General features: G+C 67.1%; 9 protein-coding genes. 3 read left to right on the top strand and 6 right to left on the bottom strand.

Features of this window, described 5'->3' with window-relative positions:
- On the bottom strand, positions 1-1,352 hold a 1,352-nt coding region (locus tag VGK32_19955; protein ID HEY3384045.1), incomplete at its 3' end, for a hypothetical protein.
- A gap of 111 nt (positions 1,353-1,463) precedes the next feature.
- On the opposite strand from VGK32_19955, the gene VGK32_19960 reads away from it, so the two are divergent.
- Both VGK32_19960 and VGK32_19965 read left to right on the top strand, forming a co-directional pair.
- On the top strand, positions 1,464-3,503 hold the full coding sequence (locus tag VGK32_19960) for a hypothetical protein (protein HEY3384046.1): 2,040 nt from the start codon (positions 1,464-1,466) through the stop codon (positions 3,501-3,503).
- 45 nt (positions 3,504-3,548) lie between these two features.
- Positions 3,549-5,213, top strand: coding sequence for a hypothetical protein (locus VGK32_19965; GenBank protein HEY3384047.1), 1,665 nt, complete (start codon positions 3,549-3,551; stop codon positions 5,211-5,213).
- 39 nt (positions 5,214-5,252) lie between these two features.
- On the opposite strand, the gene VGK32_19970 is transcribed toward VGK32_19965, so the two are convergent.
- Positions 5,253-6,674 (bottom strand): hypothetical protein, encoded by a 1,422-nt coding sequence (locus VGK32_19970; protein HEY3384048.1) that lies wholly within the window; start codon positions 6,672-6,674, stop codon positions 5,253-5,255.
- A gap of 167 nt (positions 6,675-6,841) precedes the next feature.
- Between VGK32_19970 and VGK32_19975 the strand changes: the two genes are divergently transcribed.
- Positions 6,842-9,004 carry a hypothetical protein gene (locus VGK32_19975; GenBank protein ID HEY3384049.1) on the top strand — a complete coding sequence of 721 codons (2,163 nt, stop codon included), beginning with the start codon at positions 6,842-6,844 and terminating at the stop codon, positions 9,002-9,004.
- A gap of 9 nt (positions 9,005-9,013) precedes the next feature.
- On the opposite strand, the gene VGK32_19980 is transcribed toward VGK32_19975, so the two are convergent.
- From VGK32_19980 to VGK32_19995, 4 genes are read right to left on the bottom strand one after another with little or no spacing between them, the layout of a single operon-like run.
- Entirely contained in the window at positions 9,014-10,069 is a 1,056-nt protein-coding gene (locus tag VGK32_19980; protein HEY3384050.1) for a glycosyltransferase family 2 protein, read from the bottom strand.
- Between the two features lie 9 nt (positions 10,070-10,078).
- Positions 10,079-10,705, bottom strand: a complete 627-nt coding sequence (locus VGK32_19985; protein ID HEY3384051.1) for a class I SAM-dependent methyltransferase — start codon at positions 10,703-10,705, stop codon at positions 10,079-10,081.
- Between the two features lie 59 nt (positions 10,706-10,764).
- Positions 10,765-11,592 (bottom strand): hypothetical protein, encoded by an 828-nt coding sequence (locus VGK32_19990; protein HEY3384052.1) that lies wholly within the window; start codon positions 11,590-11,592, stop codon positions 10,765-10,767.
- 50 nt (positions 11,593-11,642) lie between these two features.
- Positions 11,643-13,454 (bottom strand): carbon starvation protein A, encoded by a 1,812-nt coding sequence (locus tag VGK32_19995; protein ID HEY3384053.1) that lies wholly within the window; start codon positions 13,452-13,454, stop codon positions 11,643-11,645.
- Between the last annotated feature and the right edge of the window lie 9 nt (positions 13,455-13,463).

Raw genomic sequence — 13,463 nt, forward strand, 5'->3', positions numbered from 1 at the left:
AGGTAGTCGGCCAGTATCCGGTGCGGGCTCGGTCCGGACAGGTCGCTGAAGATACGGACGGCTCGGACGGTGTCCGCCACGTTGCTCGCGCCCCACGCCACGAAGACGGCGAGCGCGATCCCCCGCAGCCGACGGGACGGCTCGCGGACCATGAACGCCGCCAGACAGGCGATCGGCATCAGAAGCGGAAGATGAAGATATCGCACCATGGGCGGGACGCCCGTGGTGAGCATGCACGCGAGCGTGTAGGACGCCAGGCCGAAGGCGCCGACCAGCATGAGGAACGCCGCCACGTCGGTCCGGCCGTCGTCCCTGCGCCACGTCCAGGCCAGCCTGGCGAGCATCACCGACAACGTGGGGAACAGAACCCAGCCGAGGGCCGGAGAGCCGACGATCTTCGCTCCTCCCGTGTAGAGCCCGATCCGGTAGGTTCCGAAGAGGACAGGCAGACAATCGGTGAACAGGTACACGATGCGCGGCCAGAGATCGCCAGCGCGGAAGCAGGTGTTGACCGCCAGCATCCGGACCTGCATGAAGAGCGACGTGTTGTTCAGGTGGAGATTCAGGTCGTCGATGGCCAGCCAGACGAGGCCGAATCCAGCCGCCATCCGGAGTGCCCTGGTGAGCGACGATCGGCGCCAGAGCGTGCCGGCCGCCGCCTCGACAATCACGAGCGCTGGCAGCACAAACAACGTGAACTCGCGGTGCAGGTAGGCGAGCGCGAACATGGCGCCGAAGGCGAACGGCTTGTTCCGGAGCGCCCACAGGGTCAGCACGTAGAAGTACAGTTCGCCGGCGCCACAGCCCTGTCCGTCGAGCAGGCTGCCCGCGATGGCGGGAGAAGCCGCGATGAACGGGAGCGCGGCTATCAGCGCCACGGCCGGCCGAAGCCGAAGTTCCCGCCCGAGCGTCCGCATGAGGAACAACGCGGCCGCCACGTTCAGCAGCATGAGCGGAAATCGCAGCGCCGTCACGGACGGTCGGGCCAGCCAGAAGAACGGCGCAACGATCCAGGCCTGCACGCCGAGCATGTAGCTCTGGCCGTAGAAGAAGAGCGGGAATGCGCGGAACTCGCTCAAGTGCTTCGCCATCAGGCCGATGACTGCCTGGTCCGAGTCGAAGCGTGTGCTCTCCCACAGCACCCACGGCGCGGCACGCAAGGCCACCAGGGCCGAGGTGATCAGCACGGCGGCCCACCACTCGCGCCGACCGCCGTCCAGGATGGCGAGCACACGACAGCGGACAGCCAGCCATTCGACGAGGGACGCCTCAGACGACGACTGCGAATTGGCGGAGACGACGTTAGTCTTCATGGCCGTGGAGTGGGCGTGCAGCCGGTGACGGAAGGCCATGCTAGCACGCTTCAGTCACCTCGAGGCGCGCCGTCGCTCCTCGTCACGATCTGGCGCCGCGTGTCCGCGTCGTTGTTCCCCGGCGGGGCAATCAGCTATCATTCCGGCCCAATGGACCGTCGGTCAGCGCCCGGATCCCGTGCAGTACCCGTCCTCTGGGTCATCCTGCTCTACGCGCTGCTCGAGGTCGCATTCGCGTACCCGCTCTCGATGCATCCCTGGGACACCGCGCTGCGCATCGGATCCGACACGGATCTGTACACCTGGACGCTGGCCTGGGACGCCCACGCCTTCCTGCACCGCCCGCTCTCGATCTTCGACGCGAACATCTTCTACCCTGCGCCAAACACGCTCGCCTTCTCGGAGAACCTGATCGGGGCCGCGTTCATCTCGGCACCCGTTCAGTGGATCACCGGCAATCCAGTCCTGGCGTTGAACTTCGCGGCACTGAGCTCGGGCGTGCTCTCCGGCCTCGGTGGCTACGTGCTGGGGCGGGCTCTTGGAATGAGCCGGCTGGCCGCCTTCCTGTCGGGCCTCATCTACGCCTTCGGGCCGCCGCGGTTCCTCCGCCTCGGACAACTCCATCTGACCACGGTCCAGTGGATTCCATTCGGCCTCGCGTCGCTGCACCGATACCTGGACGGCGGGCGCCGCCGCGATCTCTGGATGGCCGTCGGGTTCTTCACGCTGCAGGTGCTGTCGAGCGGCCATGGCGCGGCGTTCATGGCAGTCGCCTACGTGGCCCTCCTCATCTACCGTGTCGCTCTCGGAGACGAGGTTGCGCCGTTCAGGCGGCTGCGCGACTTCGGCATGCCCGGCCTCCTGCTGGTACTACCCATCGTCTTTGCCGTGCTGCCGTATCGGAGCGTCCAGCAGGAGGGGCTTCGACGGACGCTGGACGACTGGACGGCCACCTTCGAGAGCCTGCTCGCTTCCCCGTCACATCTGCACCAGTACCTCATCTCGCTCGTGCCGGGCCTGAGAATCAACCAGCGAGGGAAGGCGTACCTCTTCCCCGGCGTGCTGCCTGTCCTGCTCGCGGCAATCGCGCTGTGGCCACGCTGGCGTCGGGCACCAGTCGAGGCGATCGTGGCCGGGACCACGAGTGTTGTGGCGGTGCGTGCCAGTTGGCGTGAGCGGTGCCAACGCGGGATGGCGGTCGTGCTCGACCTCATCGCGCTCGTCAGCCTGGTAACGGGCGTCTTTGTCGCGATCGGTGGGCCGCTCAGGATCCGGTGGGCGGGCGCCCCGGTCTTCTCGGCGGCCGGGCCGTGGCGGCTGTGGCTGGCGGCGTCCGCGGCCCTCGGAATCCGTCTCGGCATCCGCCGATGGGTCCCGCTCGACCCGCACCAACCCGTGGTCGTGATGAAGCGCCTCCAGGTGATCTGGCGTGCCGTGGTGCTTCGAGTGCAGGCGTGGCGGGCCACGCATCGACAGTCACCGTCCCTCTTCTACGGCCTGCTCGCACTCATCGCCTTTCTGATGACCACCCCCCGGCCGTTGACGCTGTGGCCCTACGTCTACTCCTGGCCCGGCTTCAACTTCATCCGGGTTCCGTCGCGGTTTGCGATGCTGGGGCTGATGTGCGTCGGCGTGCTGGCGGGGCTCGGGTTCGACAGGTTGTTCGCCCGGCGCCGGCGGGCCTGGCGCGCCGTCGCCGCCGGGCTGGCCGCGGGCGTGCTCGTGGCCGAGTATGCGACGATGCCGCTCACGAACACGTTGCCGTATACGATCGATATCCCCGCGATCGACCAGTGGCTCGACACCAGGCCCAAGCCCTTCTCGGTGGCCGAAGTGCCGGTCCTGCCGCACGTGCGTGAGTCCGACGCGGCCCGGTACGAGAAGCGGCAGTCGGTCTACATGACGCACTCGATGGCCCACTGGCAGAAGACGATCCACGGGTCCAGCGGTTTTCGGCTGCTGCTCCACGACCGGCTCAACGCCGAGCTCAGCACGTTCCCAAACCGGACCGCGCTCGAGAGCCTGGTCCAAATCCACGTCACCTACCTCGTGGTTCACACCGATCTCTACCAGACCGGCGAATGGGCCCAAGTGGAGCCGCGCTTCGCCGAGTTTGCGGAATGGATGACGCTCGAGCACGTCGAAGGGGCCGGCCGCGTGTATTCCCTGCATCGCCCGCGGCAGGAGTAGGGCAGCCGTGTGTCGGCCGAGGAGTCGGTGGGTCGAGAGGAGCACATGTTCAACTGGTCGTCATCCACGGCTTCGGTGACCGGGGAGGGCGCGGCGCGGCCCGGCGCGCGCCGGATCGCGTGGGGCCGGGAACTCGTGACGCTGGCGCTGTTCGTGTTGCTGGCCGTGGCGCACACCTGGCCCCTGGCCAGCGCGCCGAATACGTGGTGTCGCAACGACAATGGGGACGCCGGCCTCAACGAGTGGGCACTCGCGTGGGTGGCGCACCAGGTGGTCCGGGATCCGGTGCACCTGTTCGACGCGAACATCTTCTATCCCGAACGACGCACGCTGGCGTTCTCCGAGCATCTGCTGCCGGAGGCCGCGCTCGTGGCTCCGCTGCTGTGGGGCGGTGGGTCGCCAGTGCTCGCCCACAACGTTGCCCTGCTGGCGGGATTCGTGTTGACGGGCTGGGCGATGTGCTTCGTCGTCCGGCGGTGGACTGGCAGCCTGGCGGCGGGGCTCGTGGCGGGGTCGCTCGCGGCCTTCAACGCGCACACTCTGACGCGCCTGGCAAATCTCCAGGCGCAGCACGTCCAGTACCTGCCCCTGGCCCTTCTGGCGCTCGATCGGCTGCTCGACTCCCCGCGCGTACGACACGCCCTGGCCCTGGCCGCGTACGTGACGCTGCAGGTCCTGTCGTCCAGCTACTTCCTGCTCTTCACCGTGGTGACCGTCGCCGCGTCCAGCCTCGTTCGACCCGGCGACTGGCTTGGCGCCCGCTTTCGACGAGTGGCTCCCCTGCTGCTGCTTGCCGTGCTCGTCGCGGTGCTCGCGCTCCTGCCGGTGATCGCCACCTATTGGCTGGTGCGCCAGGAGCAGGGGTTCGTGCGCACGATGAAGGACGTTCGAACCTACTCCGCCATCTGGACCGACTACCTCGCGACCGGGGCGCTCGTGCACTGGGGCTGGAGCGGGCGCTTCTTCCGGGGGAACGGTTACTTTCAGGGATTCACGGCGCTTGGCCTGGCCGGGCTGTGCCTGGTGACGGGAACCGCGCTGAAGGACCGCCGGGCCAGGATGTGCCTGGCCGCCGCGCTCGCGGCCTTCGTGCTGTCGTTCGGCTCGCAGTTGCCGTTCTACGAGTTCCTCTTCAATCACGTCCCGCTATTCGATACGGTCCGGTCGGTCGATCGCTTCGCGCAGGTGACGATCCTCGGCGTGGCCGCGCTCGCAGGCTTCGGCGTCGCGTGGTGTCTGAGGAAGGCAACCAGTCGGCGCCAGGCCCTGATCCTGGCGTTCGTGTTGCTGGCGGCGGTCAACATCGAGGCGTGGCGAGGGCCGCTGACCTATACGAGGTTCGAGGGGCTTCCGCGGGTTCTCAGGAGCCTGGCCGGGGCACCTGGCGCCGTGGTCGTCTACTTTCCCTACTACCACCGCGGCGGCGAGGCCGGCCTCAATTCCCGATTCATGTTGTGGTCCACGCTGAACTGGCGCCCGATGCTGAACGGGTACTCGGGATTCATGCCCGCCAGCTTCCACCGGACCGCGGATGCCGTGGGTCGGTTCCCGGACGCCGCAAGCCTCGGCTACCTGCAGAGCGTCGGCGTCACGCACATCGTGGTGGACGGGGCCAATATGAACAAGCCCCAATTCCACCAAGTGACCGAGGCCGAGGGATTGAAGCTGTGGGCGAGCGACGGGACGGTCTTCATCTACACGATTCGCTGATGACCCGGTCCGACGGCGCCCGTTTCGCCCGCGTCCGGTTCAGGCGGCGCCGGTCGAATCGCGCCCGGTCGCGCGCACCGGCCACGAACGCGCGAGGGCTATGCCCGCGACCAGGATGAGGGCGACGGTCAGCATGGCCGCGAGGTTCGGGACGTACGTCCAGTAGCTCGAAAAATCCCAGAAGTAGAACGAGGGGAGCAGGCCGCGGATTCCCAGCGGGAAGAGGCTGTCCCGCTCGGCGATCTTCTCCGACAGGTAGGGGAACAGCACATCCGGCGTTCTGAGCCATCGGACGGCGAGCGCCGCCTGGTAGACCAGCGCCACGACCGTCGCGGCCGGCAGGTATCGGCGCAGACGCGGGTATGCCGCCAGGCCGGTCACCATCGGCACGGCCCAGAGCCACATCGCGGGCCAGGCAAAGCGCGACGTTGGCGCGCCGCCGCCGTACCGCGCGAGCTCGAGGGAATTCGGTCCGATCAGGGACAGGTAGAGCAGTCCCCAAAACGCCGCCTGCGCCGGTTGGCGGCGGAAGAAGAGGGGCAGGAACAGGACGCCGGCGAGTAACAGCGGATTCCGCACGAACATCCCCTGGCTCTGATCGAGATGCAGGCCAAGGAAGATCTCCGCGGCCCTCGAAGGCACCGACGCCACCTCCGCGATGAAGCGGCCGCCAGTGAGGTTGTCGTAGGCCCAGACGTTGAACGCCACCAGTCCGAGCGGACCGACCACGAGGCACCCGGCGCTCATGAGCGCCATTCGTGCGGTCGCGGGTCTTGCCGTCCGGGACGCGTGCCACGCGACGCCCAGCAGGCCGGCCAGGAAGACTCCAGACGTGGCGACGAACTTCACGTTGAGCCAGGTGAGCAGCCCCATCGCGAGGCCCGCTCCGGCCCATGCCAGCGGCCTGGCGTCATCCTCCTCGCGGTTCAGCAGCCACAGCGCGAGCGCCGTCGCGAACACGCCCGCCGGCAGGTCGGGAAAGATCCGCGATCCGCCGAAGCACGCCGGGCTGCACACGACGACTCCAAGCGTCAGCCAGGCGGCGTCGGCGGGCGTCAGCCGGGCGCGGGTCCACCGGACGATCGACCACGGCAGCAGCGCCATCAGGAGGCACAGCCAGATCCTGACAGCGGCTTGGCCCTGGAGCCAGAAGGGGAGCGCGATCAGGATGGACATCCCGGGCGTATGGAACGGCATCCACCGATGCTGGACGAAGACCATGTGCGGCGGGACCGGCCCGAAGATGGCGGCGGTCTGCGCATCGCGCGCATAGGCGGGGCGGAGGTCGAAGCTGGCGTCGGTGACCAGGCTGTCGGCCATGATCAGGTAGTGGGGCTCGTCGCCGTTGGTGCCCGCCTTCCCGATGGTCAGCGCGCAGACGATCAGCGCGAGGATGGTCGGCAAGAGCACGACGGCCAGGAGCGTCCGGCGCGATCGGGCGGTCAGTGTCGGGAGCGTCATCGGTCGGAGAGTATACCCCAGCAGCCCGGCGGCCGACGCCGCGTGCCGGGCGGCGTGCCGGGCGGCGTCTGGCGCGGGCGGCTCCGCGCGGAAGGGGCGGGACCACAGTGCTACAATCGGGCCCCGTGGGTCGTGACCTTGGCGCTCCGTCCGTCCGGATCTCTCTCTTGTCCCGCGAGACGTGGCTGGTCGTGCTCTTGTACGTGGCGCTCACGCTGCTTCTGGCGTATCCGATCTCGATGCACCCCTCGACGCTCAGATTCCCGACGGGGCCGGACGGGGACCTGGGCATGTATCTCCTGGGATGGAATACCCACGCGTTCCTCGACAAGCCCTGGGCGATCTTCGACGCGAACATCTACTATCCGCAGCGCCTGACGCTCGCGTACGGCGAGAACGTGATCGGAATCTCGCTGTTCGCCGCGCCGGTCATCTGGATCACCGACGATCTCCTGCTGGCCGCCAACTTCGTGGCCCTGCTGTCGTGCGTCCTGTGCGGGCTCGGGGCGTACGTGCTCGCCCGGCGCCTCGGACTCAGCGTCGCGGCAGCCGTGCTGTGCGGGGTCATCTTCGAGTGCTCGCCGCCACGGTTCTTCCGCGTGACCCAGATGAACCTGTCGTCCGTGCAGTGGATCCCGTTCGCGTTGGCTTCACTGCACGCCTACCTCGACGAAGGGCGGAAGCGGGACCTTCGCGTTGCGGCGGGGTTCTTCTCGCTGCAGGCGCTCTCCAGCGGCCACGGTGCGGTGTTCATGAGCGTGACGCTCGCCCTGTTCGGGGCGTACCGCATTCTGCTCGGCGAACCCCTCCGCCTGTTCCGGCGCGTGCGTGACCTCGGGGTGACGGGCGTCCTGCTGCTCGCACCGGCCGTCCTGGTGTTCCTGCCCTACCTGGCGGTGCAGGACGACGTTGGCCTGAGGCGCGGCCTGGGGAGCTGGACCCAGGACCTCACGTCGTTTCTCGCGTCGCCGTCGCACGTGCACGCCTTCCTGTTGTCGGCTGTCGGCGCGGCTCGCGTCAACCAAACCGCCCAAGCGTACCTGTTCCCAGGGTATGTGCCGCTTCTGCTCGCGCTGGTTGCGCTGGCCTGGCCCCGGCTCGGGCGTTCCCGGCGCGAGACGCCGCCACTGGCCATCGATCGCGGGCCCACCGGGCCGGGCGACGGGTCCGCCGATCCGGTCGTTGCCGATGTGGATGGCGCGACGAGACCCGAGCGCGGCGTCGGCACGCCGGGCGCATGGACGCGCGTCGCCCTCCTCGCCGACCTCGGCGCGGTGGCGTCTGCAGTACTCGGCCTCGTGGTGATCTACGCGGGGTCGATCAGGTGGAAGGTGGGACCCGTCGTGATCTTGACGGCCCGGGACGCGTTTCGCCCCTGGATGTTCTTCGCGATCTGCGTGATCGCCAGGCTGGCCATTCTCCGGCGCGCGCCCCTCCATGCCCGACGCCGCCTGTTCACATGGTGGTCGGCGGTGGCCCCCCTGGCCCGGGGAGGCTGGAAGGCGTGGCGACCCGCGATGGCGAGCGTCGTGCGACTGCCGGCGGTGACCGTTCGCCTCGCCCGGCTCGCATGGGTCCGGCTGGGGCCGGTGCGGCGATGGGCGAGCGTGCAGAGAACGGACGCGACCGGCTTCTACGGCGTGCTCACCGCGGTGATGTTTGGACTCGCGCTCGGACCACCCTACGGACTCTGGCGGTACGTGTACTCGTTGCCCGGGTTCAACTTCATTCGCGTGTCATCCCGCTTCTCGATTGTCCTCGTGCTCGGCCTGGCGGTCCTCGCGGCAATTGGCTTCGACAGGCTCACGGCCGGCCGAACGCGGAGGATACGCACGCGGCTCGCGGTGATCGTCGGGGCGCTCCTGGTCGCGGAGTTTGCAGCCATGCCCATGCGCGCCGTCCCGAGCAACCTCGAGGTACCCGCCATCGATCGCTGGCTCGACACGAAGGCGAAGCCGTTCGTCATCGCCGAACTGCCGTTGCCGAGCTACGACTACGCGGGGGCCTTCGAGCGACAGCAGGTCGCCTACATGATTCACTCGACGGCGCACTGGCAGAAGACCATTCACGGGTATAGCGGCTGGCGGACTGCGCAGCACATGGACCTGTACAAGAGCCTGGAAGGTTTTCCAGACGAGACGAGCCTGCGGAACCTGGCGGAGATCGGCGTCACCGATCTCGTGGTCCACACCGACCGGTATCCGTCCACCGAGTGGCCGAAGATCGAGGAACGGATCGGGCACTTCCAGGCCTGGCTCACGCTCGAGCACGTCGAGGGGGGTGGGCGAGTCTACTCGCTGCGGGCGCCGCGCGCCGCCACGTCCCGCTGACGGGTGAGATCAGTACTTCAGCGCCAGCTCGATGGCGTCCAGCTTGTGCCGTGAGATCAACCCGTACCACTCGGCGACGCTGATGCTCCGCGTATTGCGGATGTGTCGCCGCCTCCTGAGCATCGTCGGCAGGCGCCAGAGCGCGGCGAGGCGAGCCTGGATCAACAGGACGAAGAGCCGCATCACCGAGTACTCCTTCACGAACTGCGAGGACAGCCCCTGGTGCGTGTAGGCGGCGTACGCCTGCATGGCGTAGCGGTTCATCGTGAAGAGCGGCGATGCCAGGACGAGAAAGCGCGGCATCCACTTCCACAGGCAGTAGATGCGGTTGCGCTCGACATGGAAGGCCTTGAAGACCGAGTAGTTGCCGGCTGTCGCCGACTTCTTGTGCCGCACCCGCGCGGTCGGGACGTACCAGCACTTCCATCCCGCGAGCTGTCCCCGCACGCCGAGATCGAGGTCCTCGAGGTAGCAGAAGAAGTCCTCGTCGAAGTCCCCGATTTGGTCGAGCATGGCCTTTCGAAGCGCACACGCGCACCCGTGAGGGGCCAGCACCTCTTCGGCGCGATCGTATTGTCCCTGGTCCTTCTCGTCCCATCCTCTCGACCGGCAGACGCCATCCGGATAGACCAGCAGCCCCACCGAGTCGAAGAAGATCGGCTGGTCCGCCCGTACGACCCGACACGCGAGCTGGCCGACATCCGGTCTTTCCGCGGCGAACGCCATCAACTCCGCGATGACATCGGCGTCGCAGATGGCGTCTGAATTCAGCAGGAAGATCCACTCGCCCGTTGCCACGCGGAAGCCCGCGTTGTTGCCGGCGGCGAACCCGAGATTCCCGGCGTTCCTCACGACCACCAGGCGGTCACCGAATCGGTCGATCGCGTGATCGACCGACGCGTCGGTCGATCCATTGTCCACGAGGACGACCTCGAGTGCCGGCCACGTCTGGGCGAAGAGGGAGGCGAGTGCGTCGAGGAGCATCTCCCCGCCGTTCCAGTTGACGACGATGGCGCTGACGAGTGGGGTTGCCGCAGGGAGTGAGCGGTCGGCCGACGTGGGCATGGTGGTGGCTCAATTCGCCGCGGTTCGTGGGCCGTCTGCCGACGCGGCCGGCTTCGTGCTCACCACGACGAATTCGTTGTGGGCGAAGAACCTGCCGGCCCATCGCGGAAGCGGAAAGGAGAACGACCGGTCCGGTCGGCAGCCCACGCATGCCGCAATACGAGCGAGTTTCCCGAAGTCCACGAACTCCACGTGTGTGGGATCGCTCGCCTGCCCGGCTTCTTGCGGGGTGATCAGGATGACCTGGCCGTTGTCTCGGACGAGACCGGCGTAGCGGGCGAGTAGCGAGACGGTCTCGTCCACTCCCAGGTGTTCCGCCACGTGGGCCAGCAGGAGAGAATCGAAACGTCCGGGTGCGTGGTAATCGACGGAGCGCTCGAACTCGTCCGGCGTGAAGACCACGAACCCCCGATCGCGGGCGACGCGCAGACAGTGCTCGTTGACGTCGATGCCCACCCCGTTTCCGCCAAGGTGGATGAGGTTACGGCCGATGCCGCAACCGATATCGAGGGTGAAGCCCGGGTCGAGTCGCCGGAGGTTCCAGCGGTAGGGCGCCTGGACATCCAGCCACTGCTTCCATCTCGCGGTCTGGGCACGCACCAGCCGTTCAGCGTACAACCTGCTCTGAACGTCCATCCGGGCCATCATACCCGAGGTGGCGGCCGATCCGGCACCTGGCCGTCCGAGCGCACCGGCTAGAACCTGGCGACTCCCATGATGTACGGTCCACTCAGCTTGAACGAGCCCGTATCCGTCTTCACGCGGTAGGAGACGTCCAGCGAGCGATAGCCGCCCTGCACGCCGACGTTGTTCGTGAAGTTCAACGTCCCGTAGATATCGAAGTCCACGTAGCGGCCATCGTACCGATTGGCCTTGTCCACGCTGGTCGGCAGCTTGAAGCCGGTGACCTCGCCGGTGATGGCGACGTTCGCGACGGGGTAGACGCGGACGATGCCGCCGATCGTCGGGATGGGCGCGCGCACCCGGGCGTACTCGGAATCCACCGGGCTCGCGAGGTTGACCTCGACGTCCGTGTACTTCGCCTCGAGGATCAGGCCAACGAAGCCGCGGTCCCGATAGATGAAGTCGTACTCGTAGCCGAACCGCATCGCCTTCCAGTCGAGGGACGAATTCACCGGCATGCCGACGTTGTACGCGATGCCGTTGAACACGATCCGCCGCTTGAGGATGGCCTCGGCACTGTAGTTGATCGGGATGTAGCCGAACCGGAACTTGTGCTTCTTGAACGGCCGCAGCACCAGCCTGAATTCCTTGAACGTCGTCTTGCTCATGCCCAGATCGTTGACCCCGTCGATCTGATCGCCGATGATGCCCAGGGATTCACTCGACACCAGCATTTCCGGGGTCGGACTGATCAGGCCGACGCCGAACTCCACGTGGTAGGTCTCGCCCGTGGCCGGTTCGTTGATCGGGGCTTTCCGGTACTGTGCGCTGGCCGACGACGCGCCGAATACGACGGCCACGACCGAGAGGAACACGAGAACACGGGTTATCAGGCGCATGGTCCTTCCTTGTGCGTGGGGCACGGTGGGCGCACTTCTCCCTGTTGCCCTTATCGGCCGGAGCCCAGTCGGACTGTAGCCCCTCGACCGACCTGAATCCACCGGCGTACCGACGAGACGAGGATGATGATGACGCACGCCATCATGACGACCGTGAGAACCGAGTTCAGGTAGCCCTGCACGTGCATCGCGGGGTCGGTTCCGACAGCCATCGGCCAGAAGTTGTCCCTCACGCTCATCCATCCGGCGGTCAGCGTCGTCGTCGACAGGAAGACGAGCGGGACGACCGTGACCCAGCAGTAGCGCGCACGGCCGAGATTGATCAGGATGGTCGTGCCGATGAGGAGGGCGATCACCGCCAGGAGCTGGTTGCTGATGCCAAACATCGGCCAGATCGTGCCGATGCTGCCGGTCCAGATGAAGTAGCCCCATCCGAGGACGACCAGCCCGGTGGAGATCACCGTGCCGGGCATCCAGTCGGTTCGGGCGAACGGCTTGTAGAAGCGGCCGAAGAACTCCTGCACGAGGAAGCGGGCCACCCGCGTGCCGGCGTCGATGGTCGTGAGGATGAAGAGCGCCTCGAACATGATGGCGAAGTGGTACCAGTAGTCCATCAGGCCCTTCATGCCGGGGAGACCGCTGAAGATCTGGGCCATGCCGACCGCCAGCGACACCGCGCCGCCCGTCCGACCCGTGACGGTCTCGCCGACCGCCTGTTCGAGCGCGTGGAGGTTGACCGCCGGGATGCCGAGCGACGCGAAGACCGCGGGCGGCACGTTGATGGCGAAGTAGTCGCCGGGATAGAGCGACGTGGCGGCCAGCAGCGCCACGATCCCCACGAGGCCCTCGATGAGCATGGCGCCGTAGCCGATCGGCCGGATGTCGGATTCCTTGTCGATCATCTTCGGCGTGGTCCCCGAGCCGATGAGGGCGTGGAATCCCGAGATGGCGCCGCAGGCAATCGTGATGAAGACGAAGGGGAACAGCGGCCCCTTGATGATCGGCCCGCCGCCCGCGACAAACCGCGTGACGGCCGGCATGTGCAGTTCCGGGTTGACGATCATCACGCCAAAGACCAGCAGCGCGATGGTGCCGATCTTCATGAACGAGCTCAGGTAGTCGCGGGGCGCGAGCAGCATCCAGACCGGCAACACGGAGGCGACGAAGCCGTAGACGGCCATCGCGACGATGAGTTGATTGTGCGAGAGGAGGAAGATCTGCCCGAAGGCCGACGCGGCGAGCGGTTTGCCGAAGGCCACGGCGCACAGCAGGCCGATGACGCCGATCACGGTCGCTTCCGCGATCTTCCCCTTGCGGAAACGGTACATGTAGAAGCCCATGAACAGGGCGAGCGGGATGGTCGAGCCGATCGTGAAGGTGCCCCAGGCGCTCTCGCTGAGGGCGTTGACGACGACGAGGCCGAGGCCCGCCAGCGCGATGATGACGATGAAGAGGACGGCCACGCCGGCGGTGATGCCGGCGACGGTGCCGATCTCCTCGTGCGCGATCTCGGCCAGCGAACGACCGCCGCGCCGGGTGGACGCCCAGAGGATGATCAGGTCGTGCACGGCGCCGGCGAGGACGACGCCGGTGACGAGCCAGATGAGTCCGGGCGCGTAGCCGAATTGTGCCGCGAGCACGGGACCAACCAGCGGACCGGCTCCGGTGATGGCTGCGAAGTGATGGCCGAACAGCACCCAGCGGGTCGTCGGGTAGTAGTTGTGACCGTCGTATTGAGTGTGCGACGGCGTCGTGCGAGTGTCGTCCAGCACGAGCAGGCGCGCCGCGATGAAGCCGCTGTAGAACCGGTAGGCGATGACGAGAATGCAGAGAATGGGAACGATGAGATACAGCGCATGCATGGCGGGATT

Source organism: Vicinamibacterales bacterium, from assembly GCA_036504215.1.
Taxonomy (GTDB): Bacteria; Acidobacteriota; Vicinamibacteria; order Vicinamibacterales; family Fen-181; genus FEN-299.

Excerpts from the sequence above, each read along its gene's own strand:
- VGK32_19960 (HEY3384046.1), top strand. The coding sequence starts at position 1,464 with ATGGACCGTCGGTCAGCGCCCGGATCCCGTGCAGTACCCGTCCTCTGG.
- VGK32_19965 (HEY3384047.1), top strand. The coding sequence starts at position 3,549 with ATGTTCAACTGGTCGTCATCCACGGCTTCGGTGACCGGGGAGGGCGCG.
- VGK32_19970 (HEY3384048.1), bottom strand. The coding sequence starts at position 6,674 with ATGACGCTCCCGACACTGACCGCCCGATCGCGCCGGACGCTCCTGGCC.
- VGK32_19980 (HEY3384050.1), bottom strand. The coding sequence starts at position 10,069 with ATGCCCACGTCGGCCGACCGCTCACTCCCTGCGGCAACCCCACTCGTC.
- VGK32_19985 (HEY3384051.1), bottom strand. The coding sequence starts at position 10,705 with ATGGACGTTCAGAGCAGGTTGTACGCTGAACGGCTGGTGCGTGCCCAG.
- VGK32_19990 (HEY3384052.1), bottom strand. The coding sequence starts at position 11,592 with ATGCGCCTGATAACCCGTGTTCTCGTGTTCCTCTCGGTCGTGGCCGTC.
- VGK32_19995 (HEY3384053.1), bottom strand. The coding sequence starts at position 13,454 with ATGCATGCGCTGTATCTCATCGTTCCCATTCTCTGCATTCTCGTCATC.